Consider the following 17,571-nt stretch of genomic DNA (forward strand, 5'->3'; position numbering starts at 1 on the left):
GAGACGGCTGAATATAGTTAACGAGATGAAAAAGCTGGGAAAAGAGTACAGTAATATGGTCATGGTGGCATGACCATATTACTGGGGATCCCTCAGCCCTGTGGGAGAGGGTTAGGGTGAGGGCACCAGACCGCACCATCCCCTAAACCGCACAATCCATCACCCAACAATCCCCCATCCTTCACAATCATTGGTTATTATTGTTTCCGGAAAAATAATCACTTAACTAATGATTTCTGAAACCCATGACAAAAACATCTCAGGGGCTTAGCCCCGCGCTTATTCTTTTAATGTCCGTGGCAACGGGTCTGGCGGTCGCCAGTAACTACTACGCTCAACCTCTGCTCGATACCATCGCCCGGGCGTTTAACCTTTCTGCCAGCTCGGCAGGCTTTATTGTCACCGCCGCGCAGCTCGGCTATGCCGCCGGGTTGCTGTTCCTGGTGCCGCTCGGCGACATGTTTGAGCGCCGGATGCTGATTGTCTCCATGACCCTGCTGGCCGCAGGCGGCATGCTGATCACCGCCAGCAGCCACTCTTTAACAATGATGATTATCGGCACCGCGCTGACGGGTCTGTTCTCCGTGGTGGCGCAAATTCTGGTTCCACTGGCCGCCACCCTCGCCGCACCGGAAAAGCGCGGCAAAGTGGTGGGCACTATCATGAGCGGCCTGCTGCTGGGGATACTGCTGGCACGTACCGTAGCAGGTCTGCTGGCCAGCCTTGGCGGCTGGCGTACCGTCTACTGGGTGGCAAGCGTGCTGATGGTGGTGATGGCGCTCGCGCTCTGGCGCGGCTTGCCGAAGGTGAAGCAGGAAAATCACCTGAACTATCCTCAGCTTCTGGCCTCCGTGTTCAGCCTCTTTACCCGGGATAAACTCCTGCGCACCCGCGCGCTGCTGGGATGTTTCACCTTCGCCAACTTCAGCATCCTATGGACGTCGATGGCCTTTCTGCTGGCTGCACCGCCATTTAACTATTCCGAAGGGGTGATTGGTCTGTTTGGTCTGGCCGGTGCGGCGGGGGCGCTCGGCGCGCGTCCGGCAGGCGGGCTGGCCGATAAGGGCAAATCTCACATGACCACCAGCGCGGGACTGGTGCTGCTTCTGCTCTCCTGGGCGGCCATCTGGTACGGTCATACCTCCGTGCTGGCGCTGATCGTCGGCATTCTGGTGCTCGACCTCACCGTACAGGGCGTGCATATCACTAACCAGACCGTGATTTACCGCGTGAAGCCAGACGCGCGAAACCGTCTTACTGCCGGGTACATGACCAGCTACTTCATCGGCGGTGCTGCGGGCTCGTTAATTTCCGCCTCGGCGTGGCAGCATGGCGGGTGGACAGGCGTGTGCGCGACAGGGGCCGTTGTCGCCGCGCTAAACCTGGTAGTATGGTGGCGTGGATACCATCGTCAGGAAGCCATTCACTAAGTTTTACATAGCTTTGGGCCTCTTAGGGTGTAAAGGGGCCCCTCACTCTGTTAATGTAAACGTAATCATTTATCCCAGAAATTTTAATGTGGGTGACATATTTTCAAACGGCATGAATAGTTCAGACCCCTGTCCTCACATCCTCTCTTCCGCGGGTTCATCCCTCTCTCTTTCTGTGCTCACCGGGTCACGGACTTACCCGGCGCTTTCTGATAGTGACATTAGTTTGGCGGATTTAACCGCACAAATAATTCATTTACATTATTTGTCACTGTCGTTACTATATCGGCTGTAATTAATGAGGTTATGCCCAAATGGATAGTTCGTTTACGCCCATTGAACAAATGCTTAAATTCCGCGCCAGTCGTCATGAAGACTTCCCGTATCAGGAAATCCTGCTGACCCGCCTGTGCATGCACATGCAGGGGAAACTGCTGGATAATCGTAATAAGATGCTGAAAGCTCAGGGGATTAACGAGACGTTATTTATGGCGTTGATTACGCTGGAGTCTCAGGAAAACCACAGTATTCAGCCGTCTGAGCTGAGCTGCGCGCTGGGTTCGTCCCGTACGAACGCCACCCGTATCGCTGATGAACTGGAAAAGCGCGGCTGGATTGAACGCCGTGAAAGCGATAACGACCGCCGTTGCCTGCATCTGCAACTGACCGACAAAGGTCACCAATTCCTGCGTGAGGTGCTGCCACCTCAGCACAACTGCCTGCACAAACTCTGGTCTGTCCTCAGCACAAGCGAGCGCGATCAGCTTGAGCACATCACTCGCAAGCTGCTCACCCGTCTGGATCAGATGGATGAAGATGGCGCCATCCTTGAGGCGCTGCGCTAACGCGACGACACGCTCGAACATCCAGATTTAATAAAAGAAAACTGACAGGCCAGCACGTGACACTGCTGGCCTTTCTGACAACAGGTCGGCTCAGCCGATGTGAAAATAAGAAGATCGTGGAGAACAACAATGAGCGCAAATGCGGAGAACACAACCCCGCAGCAACCGGCCAACAAGAAAGGCAAACGTAAGAGCGCCCTTCTTCTGTTGACCTTGCTCTTTATCATTATTGCCGTGGCATATGGGATCTATTGGTTTTTAGTCTTGCGTCATGCAGAAGAGACAGACGACGCATACGTGGCAGGGAATCAGGTACAAATTATGGCGCAGGTGTCGGGCAGCGTGACGAAAGTCTGGGCTGACAATACCGACTTTGTGCAAAAAGGGGATGTGCTGGTCACGCTGGATCCGACCGACGCTCAACAGGCGTTTGAAAAAGCACAGACCGCGCTGGCCTCCAGCGTGCGTCAGACCCGTCAGCTGATGATCAACAGTAAGCAGCTGCAGGCCAACATCGACGTGCAGAAAACCGCACTCGCCCAGGCGCAGAGCGATTTGAACCGTCGCGTGCCGCTCGGCACCGCCAATCTGATTGGCCGTGAAGAGCTGCAGCACGCCCGCGATGCCGTTGCCAGCGCCCAGGCGCAGCTGGATGTGGCTATTCAGCAGTACAACGCTAACCAGGCGATGATTCTCGGTACCAGCCTTGAAAACCAGCCTGCGGTACAACAGGCGGCGACCGAAGTGCGTAACGCGTGGCTTGCCCTGCAGCGTACCAAAATCGTCAGCCCGATGACCGGCTACGTCTCCCGTCGTTCCGTACAGCCAGGCGCGCAGATCAGCCCAACCACGCCGCTGATGGCGGTCGTGCCGGCGGACAATCTGTGGGTTGATGCTAACTTCAAAGAGACGCAGCTTGCCCATATGCGTATCGGCCAGACCGCAACTGTTATCAGCGACATTTACGGCGACGACGTGAAGTACACCGGTAAAGTGGTGGGTCTGGATATGGGTACCGGCAGCGCCTTCTCGCTGCTGCCTGCGCAAAACGCCACCGGTAACTGGATCAAAGTGGTGCAACGTCTGCCCGTGCGTATCGAGCTTGATCCTAAACAGCTGGCAGACCATCCGCTGCGTATTGGCCTCTCCACGCTGGTGACGGTGGATACCGCTAACCGCGACGGCCAGATCCTGGCAAGCCAGGTACGCAGCACCCCGGCTTATGAAAGTAACGCCCGTGAAATTAGCCTCGATCCGGTCAACAAGCTGATCGATGACATCGTGAAGGCAAACGCCGGTTAATCCGAAGGTGAGCGTTATGCAACAGCAAAAGCCGCAAAAACCGCTGGAAGGCGCGCAGCTGGTCATTATGACCATTGCGCTGTCGCTGGCGACATTCATGCAGGTGCTGGACTCCACCATCGCAAACGTGGCAATCCCGACGATCGCCGGGAACCTTGGCTCGTCATTGAGCCAGGGAACCTGGGTCATTACCTCGTTCGGGGTGGCAAACGCCATCTCCATTCCGATTACCGGCTGGCTGGCGAAGCGCGTCGGTGAGGTGAAGTTGTTCCTGTGGTCAACGGTGGCGTTTGTGCTGGCCTCCTGGGCGTGCGGGATGTCCAGCAGCCTGACGATGCTGATTTTCTTCCGCGTCATCCAGGGGATTGTCGCCGGGCCGCTGATCCCCCTTTCGCAAAGTTTGCTGCTGAGTAACTACCCGCCTGCAAAACGCTCCGTCGCGCTGGCGCTGTGGTCAATGACCGTGATCGTCGCGCCTATCTGCGGACCGATTCTCGGCGGGTACATCAGCGATAACTACCACTGGGGCTGGATCTTCTTCATCAACGTTCCGATTGGAGCGGTTGTGGTTCTGATGACGCTGCAATCCTTGCGCGGTCGTGAGACCCGTACCGAACAGCGGCGAATCGACAGCATTGGTCTGGCGCTGCTGATCCTCGGTATCGGCAGTCTGCAGATCATGCTCGACCGGGGTAAGGAGCTGGACTGGTTCAACTCGCAGGAGATCATCATCCTGACCATTGTCGCGGTGGTGTCGCTGAGCTTCCTGATTGTCTGGGAGCTGACAGACGACAACCCGATAGTCGATCTCTCGCTGTTTAAGTCGCGAAATTTCACCATCGGCTGTCTGTGTATCAGCCTCGCCTATATGCTCTACTTCGGCGCGATTGTTCTGCTGCCGCAGCTGCTGCAGGAGGTGTATGGCTATACCGCGACCTGGGCGGGTCTGGCCTCTGCGCCTGTTGGGGTGATCCCGGTGCTGCTGTCGCCAATCATTGGCCGCTTTGCCCATAAGCTCGACATGCGCAGGCTGGTGACCTTCAGCTTCATTATGTATGCGGTGTGCTTCTACTGGCGCGCGTATACCTTTGAACCGGGGATGGACTTTGGCGCCTCTGCGTGGCCGCAGTTTATTCAGGGCTTCGCGGTAGCGTGCTTCTTTATGCCGCTGACCACCATCACGCTGTCTGGCTTACCGCCTGAGCGTCTGGCGGCCGCGTCGAGCCTGTCGAACTTTACCCGTACATTAGCGGGCTCCATCGGGACATCGATCACCACCACGCTGTGGACAAACCGGGAATCGATGCACCATGCGCAGCTGACCGAAGCGGTAAATCCGTACAACCCGAATGCGCAGCAGATGTATAGCCAGCTTCAGGGGATGGGCATGACGGAACAGCAGGCGTCCGGCTGGATTGCCCAGCAGATCACCAACCAGGGGCTGATTATCTCGGCTAACGAGATTTTCTGGATATCCGCGGGGATCTTCATCGTCCTGCTGGGGCTGGTGTGGTTTGCCAGACCGCCGTTTGGTGCCGGCGGTGGAGGGGGTGGCGCGCACTAGTCCTCTGCGTGAAATGCCCGGTGGCGCTTCGCTTACCGGGCCTACGATATGTGCACATCCGGCAGAACCCGCGCTGTTGTCCAAAACGCGACAGCAATTGTCACATCCGATAAAGCAGCGCTCCTGAAATCGATTCACGATAGTGAAAAGACAACAGGAGCGCATCATGCTGAACACACCCGCCGACAAGTACCAGCCTTATCCCGTTATTTCTCTTCCCGACCGTCGCTGGCCTGAGCAACGCATCACCCATGCCCCGCGCTGGCTCTCAACCGATTTACGAGATGGCAACCAGGCCCTGGCCGAACCCATGGACAGCACGCGCAAGCTGCAGTTCTGGGATCTGCTGTTAAGCTGCGGGTTTAAAGAGATTGAAGTTGCCTTTCCTTCTGCCTCGCAGACGGATTTCAACTTTGTTCGCCAGTTGATTGAAGAGAATCGCATCCCGGATGACGTCACAATTCAGGTGTTAACCCAGGCACGAGAAGACCTGATCGTCCGCACCTTCGAATCGTTACGTGGCGCGAAACAGGCCACCGTCCATCTGTATAACGCCACCGCCCCGCTGTTTCGCCGCCTGGTGTTCGGCCTGGAGAAAGCGCAAATCGTTGAGCTGGCAACACGCTCCACGCGGCTTATCCGCACGCTGTGCGAAGAGAACCCGGAGACGCGCTGGCAGTACGAATACTCCCCGGAGACCTTCTGCTTTACCGAGCCGGAGTTTGCGCTGGAGATTTGTGAAGCGGTGGCGGAGATCTGGCAGCCCTGCGCCGAACGGCCCATGGTGATCAACTTACCGGCCACCGTGGAGGTCAGCACGCCAAACGTGTATGCCGATCAGATCGAGTATTTCTGCCGCCACTTTAGCCGTCGCACCGATGTTTGCATCAGCGTTCACCCGCATAATGACCGCGGCACCGGCGTGGCCAGCGCAGAGCTGGCGGTGATGGCGGGTGCGGACCGGGTGGAAGGCTGTCTGTTTGGCAACGGCGAACGCACGGGTAACGTCTGCCTGGTAACGCTGGCGATGAATCTCTACAGCCAGGGGATCAGCCCGAATCTCAACTTTAGCGATATGAACCGGGTGGTAGAAGTGGTGGAAGCCTGCAACCAGCTTCCGGTACACCCGCGCCATCCGTGGGCGGGACGGCTGGCCTATACCGCCTTCTCGGGCTCGCATCAGGACGCCATTAAAAAAGGCTTTGATGCCCGCAAACCGGGCGAGCGCTGGGTGATGCCGTATCTGCCCGTCGATCCGCAGGATATCGGCTGCACGTATGAAGCGGTGATTAGGGTTAACAGCCAGTCCGGGAAAAGCGGCAGCGCCTGGCTCATCGAGCAGAATCATGGTCTGAAGTTGCCCCGCGCGTTGCAGCAGGATTTTAGCCAGCATGTGCAGCAGGAGACCGATCGCCATGGTAAAGAGATGACGCAGCACGCCCTGTGGCAGCTGTTTCGCAGCCGCTACGGGCTGGTCGCAGACCCACACTTTGCCCTGCAATCTTATCGCAGCGACAGTCAGCAGGACGGTCAGTTACGTTTGACGGCAAGCGTCGTGACGCAGGGCGCAACGCGCCAGCTTGAAGGCCAGGGCAACGGGCTATTATCCGCGGCAGCCAGTGGGTTAAGCCGCTGGCTCAACACCCCGTTTGTGATTAAAGACTACCACGAACATACGCTGGGGGAGCGCAGCGACAGCCGCTCGGTGGCTTACATCCGCTGCCTGTTCCAGGACGGCAGCAGCCGTTGGGGAGTGGGCATTGACAGTGACGTGGCGCGCGCCTCGCTCCAGGCGCTGTTTAATGCGGTGAGCTGTCTTTGAAGTAATCGCTGGGTGATGTCCCCATCACCCGGCGAAACATCGCGGTAAAGGCGCTGTGGCTACCGTAGCCCAGATCCAGCGCTACGCGTAGCACGGGCTGCCCCTGAGCCAGCCGTTGCAACGCCTCCAGCAGGCGCGCCCTTCTCAACCACTCCGCGTAGCGTAAACCGGTCTGCTGTTGAAAATGACGGTTCAGTGTGCGCTCGCTCATGCCTGCGCAGCTCGCCGCCTCAGTACTGCTCCAGCTTTCACCGGGTGCCTGGCGGATCCGCTGGCAAAGCTGGCGTAACGGCTCGCTTTCCGGCTCCGGCAGATGAAACGGCAGCACTGGCATCAAACGGATCTCATCCAGAATCAGCTCATACACCCGCTCGTCGCGGCTCCCCGGCGAGTAAGACTCATCAAGCAGCAGGGAAGCGAGGATCAGTTCGCGTAACAGCGACGAGATCTGCACGATCTGGCAGGTTGCAGGGAGATCGGCCCGCGCCAGCGGATCGATAAACAGCGTACGCGCCGCCACGTTGCCGGTGATGCGAAGCGAGTGTTGCGTTCCTGCTGGCAACCAGACGCCACGGCCCGGCGGAACAACCCAACAGCCCGATGCGGTATCCACTCTTACCACCCCGCTCAGGGTGTGCAGCAGCTGGGCACAGTCGTGCTGGTGCCACGGCTCGCTGTCACCATGAACGTAATCATGGGCAAACGGAACGAGGGGACGATGGGTAAAGGAGAAGGTAGACGTTGTGGTCATGGGTTAAACAACCCTCACCCTACCCTCTCCCGGTGGGAGAGGGAAAAGGTGCACTAGATGTGCAGTTCCTGCAGTTTTTCTTTTGGCAGGGCCAGCTCTTCGTTGCTGTTGACGCGAACATCACGCTCGATGATGTGACGCGCGATCTCCTGGGCTTCTTCCAGAGAGTGCATCTGGTATGTGCCGCACTGGTAGACGTTCAGCTCGGGGATCTGGTTCTGCTCTTTTACCTTCAGCACGTCCTGCATGGCCGCTTTCCAGGCATCAGCAACACGCTTCTCTTCAGGCTGGCCGATCAGGCTCATGTAAAAACCGGTACGGCAGCCCATCGGAGAAATATCGATAATCTCCACGCCGTTACCGTTCAGGTGGTCACGCATAAAACCAGCAAACAGGTGTTCCAGCGTATGAATGCCTTTCTCCGGCATCACTTCTTTATTCGGCACGCAGAAGCGCAGATCGAAAACGGTGATCGTGTCGCCGTGCGGGGTGTTCATGGTCTTCGCCACGCGGACTGCAGGTGCTTCCATACGGGTATGGTCGACAGTAAAGCTATCTAATAACGGCATACGTCACCTCCGATAGTGATTTTTTTTAAAATAAACTGAACTCTTCTACAGAATGCACGTCTGAGTATATGAAAGACGCGCATTTGTTATCATCATCCCTGAATTCAGAGATGTATATTTTGGCCACAGCGATGTGGCCTTTTTCTTTTCTGCTTAAGCCTGCTTAGCCAGAAACGCCTCGAACGACTCCGTATCCGCCGCTTCGACCTCTTTCTGACGTACGACAGACGCATCGCGCTCCGCCGCAAAATCCGCTTCGCTCAGGATCTCTAATGGCTCCTGCATCAGCATTTCACGGTACTCCGCGGAGAGGGCACGCCCTGTTCCGCCGATGCCCTGATCAATCATAGAACGCAGAATACGCGCCGAGAATGTCAGTTCCGGGTTATCAAAGCATTCCACTAACTGGTCGCAGACCTGTTGATACGCTTCGCCACCGTAAAGGCTGTCCATTGTCTGGGCAACGCGCTTCAGGTCGCGGAACAGATCTTTACCCACTTTCGGCAGCGGGAACTGCGCAGTTTCACAGCCGATACCCAACGTCAGGCCCGGTTTGCGTCCTTCCAGGATCACGCGGTTCCAGTTAGTGCGGGTACAGAGCAGTTCGTCTGAACTCATTTCCGGCGCATCGGCCAGCACACACCAGACCATAAACAGATCCAGGAAGCGAACCTGCTGCTCATCAACACCGACCGGTGAGAACGGGTTGATATCCAGAGAGCGCACTTCAATGTATTCGATCCCGCCGCGCTGCAACGCATCCGACGGGGTTTCACCGCTGCGCGTCACGCGCTTCGGACGAATCGGTGCGTACAGTTCGTTTTCAATCTGCAGCACATTGCTGTTGATTTGCAGACGTTTGCCGTCTTTTTCGAGGCCGATTTTCTCGTACTCTTCCGACGGGGTTTTGATCGCCCGCTTCAATCCTGCCACATATTCGTGCAATTCGTTAAACGTAATACCGAGATTGCTTTGCGATTTATTGGTATAGCCAAGGTCGCTCAGACGCAGCGAGGTGGCATACGGCAGGTAGTACATTCCGCACGCGGTCTTCTCGAACGGCAGCGTCGTCGGTTTCCCCTGCAGGAACGAGGAGCATATAGCCGGAGACGCACCAAACAGGTAAGGAATAACCCAGCCAAAACGGTAATAGTTGCGGATCAGGCGGAAATAACCCGCGGAGATCGCGTCCTTATCCGTTTCACCGCATTTCGCCTGCCAGAAAGCCATCGGCAAAGAGAAGTTGTAATGTACGCCTGAGATCGTCTGCATCAACGCGCCGTAGCGGTTTTTCAGACCCTCGCGATACAGCGTTTTCAGTCGACCGATATTCGACGTGCCGTATTGCGCCAGTTCAATCTCCTGCCCCTGCTCGATATAGCAGGGCATGCTGAGCGGCCACATACGCTCATCGCCCATATTTCGGGCGGTGTAGCGATGGATGTCGCGCAATATCGTCAGCATATGATCAATATCACCGTCCACCGGAGTGATAAATTCCAGCAGTGCTTCAGCGAAATCGGTAGTGATCCATTTATGTGTCAGCGCCGAGCCTAACGTCTTCGGGTGACCCGTCGTCGCTAAGCTGCCATCCGCGTTTACGCGCAGCGTTTCACGCTCAAGGCCACGCTGAATACCCTTCAGTGCCTGAGGGTGGTTTTCCAGCCAGGCCAGCGCCTGTGATACGTCCGGGATCAAATTGACCTCCCGCCTGTCAAAGTAATGTTACTCAGCATAATTGTAATGGTTGACGATTGAAGGTCGCGTATTCATTCCACCAATTAGTGCCACCACGTCATACCCTGTAGTGTTGCCCACGCCACAAGAACATAGCGCAACGCCTTGCCAAGGCACAAAAAAAAGAGCACCGGCCCCCAGGAGATGCGCATCCATCCCGCCAGCAGACACAGTAAATCGCCTATTACAGGCATCCAGCTTAATAACAGCGTGGCAGCGCCATAGCGTTTTAGCCAGCCGACTGCCTTTTCCTGCCAGCGCGATTTTTCACGCAGCGGAAAGAAACGCCCAAGAATAACGTTAGTCAGCCCTCCAAGGCTATTACCCATTGTTGCTATTAACACAAGCAACCAGGGCTGACTCACGCCAGACAACAGCATCGCCACCAGCACCACTTCCGAATTACCCGGTAAGAGCGTAGCACTTAAAAAACTGCTGGCGAATAATGATAAAAGTGACAGCGCGTCACTCACAGTAAGCGAACATCCACCGCATCCATTCCGGCAGCACGCGCGGCCTGCATGCCAAAGTCGGCATCTTCAAAGACAACGCATTTTGCCGCCGGCACACCCATTCGTTCTGCGCAAAGCAGGAAGGTGTCCGGTGCGGGTTTGTGATTTTTAACATGGTCGGCGGCAACCACCGCAGAAAAATAGTGGCGCAGGCCAAGATGGTTGAGCAGCGCTTCGGCGATGGTGCTTTCGCTGCCCGTGCCGACCGACATCGGGCGACGTCCGTGCCACTCTTTTACCACGTCAATAAGCGGCAGAGGACGCACGGTATCCAGCAGGATAGCTTTGACTGCATCGGTTTTTTCACGCGCGAGCTGGTGCGGATCGAGATCGGCCTGATTAAGTTCAATCACGGCCTGTGCGATACGCCAGGTAGGAGATCCGTTGAGGGCAATCATCGCCTGGAGATCGAAGCGCATACCGTAACGTCCAAGAACGTCCGTCCAGGCCTGGCGATGCGTGGGTTCGGTATCCAGAAGCGTGCCATCCATATCGAAGATCAAACCGTCATACTGTGCGTACATCGTGCTCTCGCTAACCGATTAACAAAGGGTTACTTTATCGTAAACGGGCGTTTTTGTCGCTGACAGAGAGTGTGATTGCTGACGGAACGTCGAAGGAATAAACAAACCAGGAGAAGATGGTGCATCCGGGAGGATTCGAACCTCCGACCGCTCGGTTCGTAGCCGAGTACTCTATCCAGCTGAGCTACGGATGCATCGGGATTTACTGCTATTGCTGCTGAAACTTGGTGTCACTTCAAAAGCAACACAAAGTAATAGATGGTGCATCCGGGAGGATTCGAACCTCCGACCGCTCGGTTCGTAGCCGAGTACTCTATCCAGCTGAGCTACGGATGCATCAGGGTACTGCTTTCAGAAATAGTAAATGGTGCATCCGGGAGGATTCGAACCTCCGACCGCTCGGTTCGTAGCCGAGTACTCTATCCAGCTGAGCTACGGATGCATCGGGATTTACTACTGTACTGCTCGATGTTCATATCACTTCTAAAGCAATATGAAGTAATAGATGGTGCATCCGGGAGGATTCGAACCTCCGACCGCTCGGTTCGTAGCCGAGTACTCTATCCAGCTGAGCTACGGATGCAAAATGGCGGTGAGGCGGGGATTCGAACCCCGGATGCAGCTTTTGACCGCATACTCCCTTAGCAGGGGAGCGCCTTCAGCCTCTCGGCCACCTCACCACACAACGCCTCTTTCGAGTGCTTCGAGCCACTCGTTAAGAGCTTCTCGTCGCTGCGTGGCGCATATATTACTTTCTGGGACTTATAAGTCAAACAATTTTCCAAAAGCTTTTATCGTTTGCACAAATCACAGGCAATTCGCATGTAAAAGCCGCAAAGAGAGTGTTTTATAAGCGGATTTTGCAGGCATCCTCACAGAAATCTATGAAGAGAAGCGTGTGGTTTGGACGAGATAAGCTGGCGAGAGTGGTTAAAAACAGAGCGATTGAAATCGAACGGTAACTTTAAGCAGGAAAAATAACAGGAGGGGTTGCGTCTCGCCCGACAGCGAGACGCGACAATATCAGTAACTGGACTGCTGGGATTTTTCAGCCTGGATACGCTGGTAGATCTCTTCACGGTGGACAGATACTTCTTTAGGAGCGTTAACACCAATACGTACCTGGTTACCCTTTACCCCTAAAACTGTCACGGTGACCTCATCCCCAATCATGAGGGTCTCACCAACTCGACGAGTCAGAATCAGCATTCTTTGCTCCTTGAAAGATTAAAAGAGTCGGGTCTCTTGTATCCCGGCATTATCCATCATATAACGCCAAAAAGTAAGCGATGACAAACACGTAAAGTGTAAGCAGTCACGGCATCACATTCTGTTAAACGTAAGTTTAGCCGATATACACAAACTCAACCTGACTTTATCGTTATCGATAGTGCAGTGAACAAGACGCCATAACGTTACCGCTATGGCGTCTGTTTGTGCTTTGTAGTTATTACAGTTTCGCGCTTACCCAGCTTTCAACGCTGGCCAATGCCGCAGGAAGTGCCGCCGCATCCGTACCACCGGCTTGCGCCATGTCCGGACGACCGCCACCTTTGCCACCCACCTGCTGGGCAACCATGCCAATCAGTTCCCCTGCTTTAACGCGGTCGGTCACATCCTTAGAGACGCCCGCAATCAGAGAAACCTTACCTTCTGCTACCGTCGCCAGTACGATAACCGTCGAACCAAGCTGGTTCTTGAGATCGTCGACCATGGTACGCAGCATCTTAGGCTCTACACCTGCCAGATCGCTGACAAGCAGTTTGACGCCCTTAATGTCTACAGCCTTGCTGGAGAGGTTTGCACTCTCCTGCGCCGCAGCCTGCTCTTTCAGCTGCTGCAGCTCTTTTTCCAGCTGGCGAGTACGATCCAGCGCAACACGCACTTTCTCGCCCAGATTCTGGGTATCGCCTTTCAACAGCTGCGCGATATCGTGCAACTGGTCGCTCTGCGCATGCAGGCTGGCAATCGCGCCTTCACCGGTCACCGCTTCAATACGACGCACACCTGCCGCCGTACCTGATTCAGAAACGATGCGGAACAGACCGATATCACCCGTACGCGATGCGTGTGTACCACCGCACAGCTCGGTAGAGAAGTCGCCCATGCTCAATACGCGAACACGGTCGTCATATTTCTCACCAAACAGGGCCATCGCACCTTTTTTCTTCGCCGCGTCGAGATCCATAATGTGGGTTTCGATTGGCAGGTTACGACGGATTTGCGCGTTCACCAGATCTTCCACCGCACGGATCTCAGACGGTTTCATCGCTTCAAAATGCGAGAAGTCGAAACGCAGCACTTTGTCGTTAACCAGAGAACCTTTCTGTGCAACATGCGTTCCCAGAACCTCACGCAGTGCAGCGTGCATCAGGTGCGTTGCCGAGTGGTTGAGACGGATGCGTGCGCGGCGCGCTTCGTCAACATTAGCCTGAACGCCCTCGCCCACTTTCAGGGAGCCTGAAACCAGTTTACCCAGATGACCAATCGCCTGGCCGTATTTCTGAGTGTCGCTCACGCTGAAGCTGAAACCGTTGCCTTTCAGTTCGCCTTTATCGCCAACCTGACCACCGGATTCCGCATAGAACGGGGTTTTATCCAGAATGACAACTGCATCCTGACCTGCACTGATACTGTCTACGGCTTTGCCGTCAACAAACAGGGCGGTCACTTTGCCAGTCAGTTCCAGCGCTTCATAACCTTTGAATTCAGACGCGCTGTCCACGCGGATCATCGCGTTGTAGTCTGCGCCAAAACCGCTGGACTCACGCGCACGACGACGCTGCTCTTCCATCGCCGCTTCGAAGCCTGCTTCGTCCACTTTGATGTTGCGCTCACGGCAAACGTCCGCCGTCAGGTCAACCGGGAAGCCGTAAGTGTCGTACAGGCGGAAGGCGGTTTCGCCATCCAGCGTGTCGCCCTTAAGCTTAGCGAGTTCTTCATCCAGCAGCGCCAGACCACGCTCCAGCGTACGGGCAAACTGCTCTTCTTCAGTCTTCAGAACTTGCTCAACCTGCGCCTGCTGGCGTTTCAGCTCGTCACCTGCAGAACCCATTACGCCAACCAGTGGCCCAACGAGCTTATAGAAGAAGGTGTCCTTCGCGCCCAGCATGTTGCCGTGACGGATAGCACGACGAATGATACGACGCAGCACATAGCCACGGTTTTCATTCGACGGAATAACACCGTCAGCAATCAGGAACGCACAGGAACGGATATGGTCTGCGATTACGCGCAGTGATTTGTTGTTCAGATCGGTCGCGCCGGTCACTTCTGCAACGGCTTTGATCAAGGTGCTGAACAGATCAATTTCGTAGTTGGAGTTAACGTGCTGCAGAACAGCCGCAATACGCTCCAGGCCCATACCGGTATCAACGGACGGTTTTGGCAGCGGCTCCATGGTGCCGTCGGCCTGACGGTTGAACTGCATGAAGACGATGTTCCAGATCTCAATGTAGCGATCGCCGTCTTCTTCGGGGCTGCCTGGAGGGCCACCCCAGATGTGGTCGCCGTGATCGTAGAAGATCTCGGTGCATGGACCGCAAGGGCCGGTATCACCCATCTGCCAAAAGTTGTCAGACGCGTACGGTGCGCCTTTGTTGTCACCGATGCGAATAATACGTTCGCGCGGGATACCGACTTCTTTTTCCCAGATTTCGTAGGCTTCGTCATCGGTTTCATAGACGGTAACCCACAGACGCTCTTTCGGCAGGTTGAACCAGTTTTCACCAGTCAGCAGTTCCCACGCGTATTGAATAGCATCATGTTTGAAATAGTCGCCGAAGCTGAAGTTACCCAGCATTTCGAAGAAGGTATGGTGGCGCGCGGTGTAACCGACGTTTTCCAGGTCGTTGTGTTTACCGCCCGCACGCACGCAACGCTGTGAGGTTGTGGCGCGGGAATAATTACGCTTGTCGAGACCAAGGAACACATCCTTGAACTGGTTCATCCCGGCGTTGGTAAACAGCAGAGTTGGGTCGTTGTTCGGCACCAGGGAGCTGCTGGCAACAACCTGGTGTCCCTTACTATGGAAAAAATCGAGAAACGCCTGACGGATCTCAGCGGTGCTCTTGCTCATAATTATCCTGAAATCAAGCTAACGAAATGTCGTAGCAAGCCGGTATCGGTAAACCCCTGGACAGACCTGCTACTGGAAAAAGTGGGAATAAGATAAGTTTTCTTTGGTGGGAAGTAAAATCCCGCATGCGTTCAATCGGCAAAATTACGCCAGATATCCTGAATATCTTCCATCAGAAAGCCGCGGTAGAGCAAAAAGCGCTGGATTTTGACTTTTTCTGAAAATTCACGCGGCAGCGGTTCACCGTATTTACGAATCGCCTGCTCTTTTGCCAGCGCACACCAGTCGGTGTCACAGTCGCGCATTGCTTTTTCGATGGACTCACGGGCAACGCCCTTCTGGTTCAGCTCCTGACGGATACGCGCCGGACCGTATCCCTTGCGGCCACGGCTGGCCAGGAACCGGGAAGCAAAACGGTCGTCATCCAGGTAGTGATGCTCATAGCACCAGGCAATCACCCGGTCATAATCTTCCGCGGTGGCATCAATCTCTTCCGGCCCATTTTTACTCATCACCGGGGCCGACAATTTACGCCGCAGCTCTTGTTCACTGTGGTCACGCACGGCAAGGATCCGCACCGCGCGGTCCAGTAATCGCGCATAAGCGGGTCGACGCGTTGTGGATTCGCTCATAAAAAACCTGCTGGTTCTGAAATGCAAAAAGGGCCGCATCAGCAGCCCTTCATTTTTAAACGAAAGCCTTAAAAGTCTTCGTTAGTTTCTTCAGCATCCGCACCATCAACCACAAAATCAGGTTTAGAGTCCTGGTTGTTCAGCAGAAGCTCACGCACTTTCTTCTCGATCTCTTTCGCTGCAGCCGGGTTCTCTTTCAGCCAGGAGATCGCATTCGCTTTACCCTGACCAATTTTATCGCCGTTGTAGCTGTACCATGCGCCCGCTTTTTCGATCAGCTTCTCTTTCACGCCCAGGTCAACCAGTTCGCCGAAGAAGTTGATACCTTCACCGTAGAGGATCTGGAATTCAGCCTGTTTGAACGGCGCGGCAATCTTGTTCTTCACGACCTTCACGCGGGTTTCACTCCCCACCACGTTCTCACCCTCTTTCACCGCACCGATACGGCGGATATCCAGACGGACAGAAGCATAGAATTTCAGCGCGTTACCACCGGTAGTGGTTTCCGGGTTACCGAACATTACGCCAATTTTCATACGGATCTGGTTGATGAAGATCAGCAGCGTGTTGGACTGCTTCAGGTTACCGGCCAGCTTACGCATTGCCTGGCTCATCATACGTGCGGCGAGGCCCATGTGAGAGTCGCCGATTTCGCCTTCGATTTCCGCTTTTGGCGTCAGCGCAGCAACGGAGTCGACCACGATAACGTCAACCGCACCGGAACGCGCCAGCGCGTCACAAATCTCCAGCGCCTGTTCACCTGTATCTGGCTGAGAACACAGCAGGTTATCGATATCCACGCCCAGCTTACGAGCATAAACAGGGTCCAGCGCGTGCTCGGCATCGATAAAGGCACAGGTTTTACCTTCGCGCTGCGCCGCGGCAATCACCTGCAGCGTCAGGGTGGTTTTACCGGAGGATTCTGGCCCGTAGATCTCTACGATACGGCCCATTGGCAGACCGCCCGCGCCGAGCGCGATATCCAGAGAAAGCGAACCGGTGGAGATCGTTTCCACATCCATGGTACGGTCTTCACCCAGGCGCATGATGGAGCCTTTACCGAATTGCTTTTCGATCTGGCCCAGTGCTGCCGCCAACGCTTTCTGTTTGTTTTCGTCGATAGCCATTATTACTCCTGTCATGCCGGGAGAAGCGACTGTGCTTCACCGTGGATTTCTGTTCTGTTGGTGCAATTATACTGTATGGTCATACAGTATCAAGTGTTTTGTAGAAATTGTTGCCAGAGCGTTTTTAACGCATAAACGGTGGCCTGACGACGCACGCTTTCACGATCGCCGCTAAAGCACTCGCGACGCGTGATCCCTTCACCTTTAGAGGTGGCAAAACCAAACCAGACGGTGCCGACAGGCTTCACGTCACTGCCGCCGTCCGGGCCGGCGATACCGCTAATAGAGATGGCATAATCTGCACGCGCCGCTTTTAGCGCACCAATTGCCATCTCAATCACCACCGGTTCGCTGACCGCGCCATGCTGTTCAAGCGTGGATTCGTGCACGCCAATCATTTGCGCTTTAGCTTCGTTACTGTAGGTCACAAAGCCGCGTTCAAACCAGGCGGAACTGCCTGCAATATCGGTAATGGCTTTAGCAACCCAGCCGCCGGTACAGGATTCGGCAGTCGTGATAGTCGCGCCACGTTGCTTAAGCGCCAGTCCTACGACTTCGCTAAGCTGCATCAATTCATGGTCAGTCATTCTCGCTCCGGGCATCAGAAAAACGTGCAGCACAAGATAGCACTTTCTCGTCAGATATGGAGATGAGGATCATGTTTTACGAGGGGGGTTC

At 55.2% G+C, this 17,571-nt stretch carries 15 protein-coding genes and 5 tRNA genes; 5 read left to right on the forward strand and 15 right to left on the reverse strand.

The window, feature by feature from the left end; all coding sequences use genetic code 11:
- Positions 1–245: 245 nt before the first annotated feature.
- The 5 genes from ACMWKA_RS07270 (at position 246) to leuA (ending at position 6,963) form a co-directional block, all read left to right on the forward strand.
- A complete protein-coding gene (locus tag ACMWKA_RS07270; protein ID WP_013098426.1) occupies positions 246–1,430 on the forward strand; it encodes an MFS transporter in 1,185 nt (394 codons plus the stop codon).
- A gap of 314 nt (positions 1,431–1,744) precedes the next feature.
- The gene (gene mprA / locus ACMWKA_RS07275; protein ID WP_013098427.1) at positions 1,745–2,275 is read left to right on the forward strand and encodes a transcriptional repressor MprA; all 531 of its coding nucleotides are present in this window, start codon (positions 1,745–1,747) and stop codon (positions 2,273–2,275) included.
- 129 nt (positions 2,276–2,404) lie between these two features.
- Positions 2,405–3,577: a multidrug efflux MFS transporter periplasmic adaptor subunit EmrA gene (gene emrA / locus ACMWKA_RS07280; protein WP_013098428.1), complete on the forward strand. Its 1,173-nt coding sequence runs from the start codon at positions 2,405–2,407 to the stop codon at positions 3,575–3,577.
- A gap of 16 nt (positions 3,578–3,593) precedes the next feature.
- Positions 3,594–5,141, forward strand: coding sequence for a multidrug efflux MFS transporter permease subunit EmrB (gene emrB, locus ACMWKA_RS07285; RefSeq protein WP_013098429.1), 1,548 nt, complete (start codon positions 3,594–3,596; stop codon positions 5,139–5,141).
- A gap of 166 nt (positions 5,142–5,307) precedes the next feature.
- The gene (gene leuA / locus ACMWKA_RS07290; RefSeq protein WP_316372082.1) at positions 5,308–6,963 is read left to right on the forward strand and encodes a 2-isopropylmalate synthase; all 1,656 of its coding nucleotides are present in this window, start codon (positions 5,308–5,310) and stop codon (positions 6,961–6,963) included.
- Here the strand turns inward: leuA and ACMWKA_RS07295 are convergent.
- From ACMWKA_RS07295 to pncC, 15 genes are all read right to left on the reverse strand, one after another.
- Positions 6,941–7,714 (reverse strand): AraC family transcriptional regulator, encoded by a 774-nt coding sequence (locus ACMWKA_RS07295; RefSeq protein WP_013098431.1) that lies wholly within the window; start codon positions 7,712–7,714, stop codon positions 6,941–6,943. The two genes, leuA and ACMWKA_RS07295, sit on opposite strands and share 23 nt — an antisense overlap.
- A gap of 53 nt (positions 7,715–7,767) precedes the next feature.
- Complete coding sequence (luxS, locus tag ACMWKA_RS07300) at positions 7,768–8,283, reverse strand: S-ribosylhomocysteine lyase (protein ID WP_013098432.1); 516 nt, start codon at positions 8,281–8,283, stop codon at positions 7,768–7,770.
- Positions 8,284–8,436: 153 nt separating this feature from the next.
- Positions 8,437–9,981, reverse strand: a complete 1,545-nt coding sequence (gene gshA, locus ACMWKA_RS07305; RefSeq protein ID WP_013098433.1) for a glutamate--cysteine ligase — start codon at positions 9,979–9,981, stop codon at positions 8,437–8,439.
- An 83-nt stretch (positions 9,982–10,064) separates the two neighbouring features.
- On the reverse strand, positions 10,065–10,493 hold the full coding sequence (locus ACMWKA_RS07310) for a YqaA family protein (RefSeq protein ID WP_014833021.1): 429 nt from the start codon (positions 10,491–10,493) through the stop codon (positions 10,065–10,067).
- On the reverse strand, positions 10,490–11,056 hold the full coding sequence (yqaB, locus tag ACMWKA_RS07315; protein ID WP_347481642.1) for a fructose-1-phosphate/6-phosphogluconate phosphatase: 567 nt from the start codon (positions 11,054–11,056) through the stop codon (positions 10,490–10,492). Before yqaB ends, ACMWKA_RS07310 begins: the two co-directional genes overlap by 4 nt.
- Before the next feature lie 117 nt (positions 11,057–11,173).
- A tRNA-Arg gene (locus ACMWKA_RS07320) sits at positions 11,174–11,250 on the reverse strand.
- Between the two features lie 65 nt (positions 11,251–11,315).
- Positions 11,316–11,392, reverse strand: a tRNA-Arg gene (locus tag ACMWKA_RS07325).
- Positions 11,393–11,421: 29 nt separating this feature from the next.
- A tRNA-Arg gene (locus ACMWKA_RS07330) sits at positions 11,422–11,498 on the reverse strand.
- Positions 11,499–11,562: 64 nt separating this feature from the next.
- Positions 11,563–11,639: transfer RNA gene (locus tag ACMWKA_RS07335), tRNA-Arg, on the reverse strand.
- A gap of 4 nt (positions 11,640–11,643) precedes the next feature.
- Positions 11,644–11,736 (reverse strand) — tRNA-Ser (locus ACMWKA_RS07340).
- A 343-nt stretch (positions 11,737–12,079) separates the two neighbouring features.
- On the reverse strand, positions 12,080–12,265 hold the full coding sequence (gene csrA / locus ACMWKA_RS07345) for a carbon storage regulator CsrA (RefSeq protein ID WP_000906486.1): 186 nt from the start codon (positions 12,263–12,265) through the stop codon (positions 12,080–12,082).
- 241 nt (positions 12,266–12,506) lie between these two features.
- Entirely contained in the window at positions 12,507–15,134 is a 2,628-nt protein-coding gene (alaS, locus tag ACMWKA_RS07350) for an alanine--tRNA ligase (RefSeq protein WP_248048446.1), read from the reverse strand.
- Between the two features lie 131 nt (positions 15,135–15,265).
- Positions 15,266–15,766 (reverse strand): recombination regulator RecX, encoded by a 501-nt coding sequence (gene recX, locus ACMWKA_RS07355; RefSeq protein ID WP_013098437.1) that lies wholly within the window; start codon positions 15,764–15,766, stop codon positions 15,266–15,268.
- Between the two features lie 68 nt (positions 15,767–15,834).
- On the reverse strand, positions 15,835–16,893 hold the full coding sequence (gene recA / locus ACMWKA_RS07360) for a recombinase RecA (RefSeq protein WP_013098438.1): 1,059 nt from the start codon (positions 16,891–16,893) through the stop codon (positions 15,835–15,837).
- Between the two features lie 89 nt (positions 16,894–16,982).
- The gene (pncC, locus tag ACMWKA_RS07365) at positions 16,983–17,480 is read right to left on the reverse strand and encodes a nicotinamide-nucleotide amidase (protein WP_013098439.1); all 498 of its coding nucleotides are present in this window, start codon (positions 17,478–17,480) and stop codon (positions 16,983–16,985) included.
- Positions 17,481–17,571: the final 91 nt, after the last annotated feature.

Origin of the sequence: Enterobacter sp. 03-F-07-AD-ECC, assembly GCF_047530935.1 — a bacterium.
Lineage (GTDB): Bacteria > Pseudomonadota > Gammaproteobacteria > Enterobacterales > Enterobacteriaceae > Enterobacter > Enterobacter cloacae.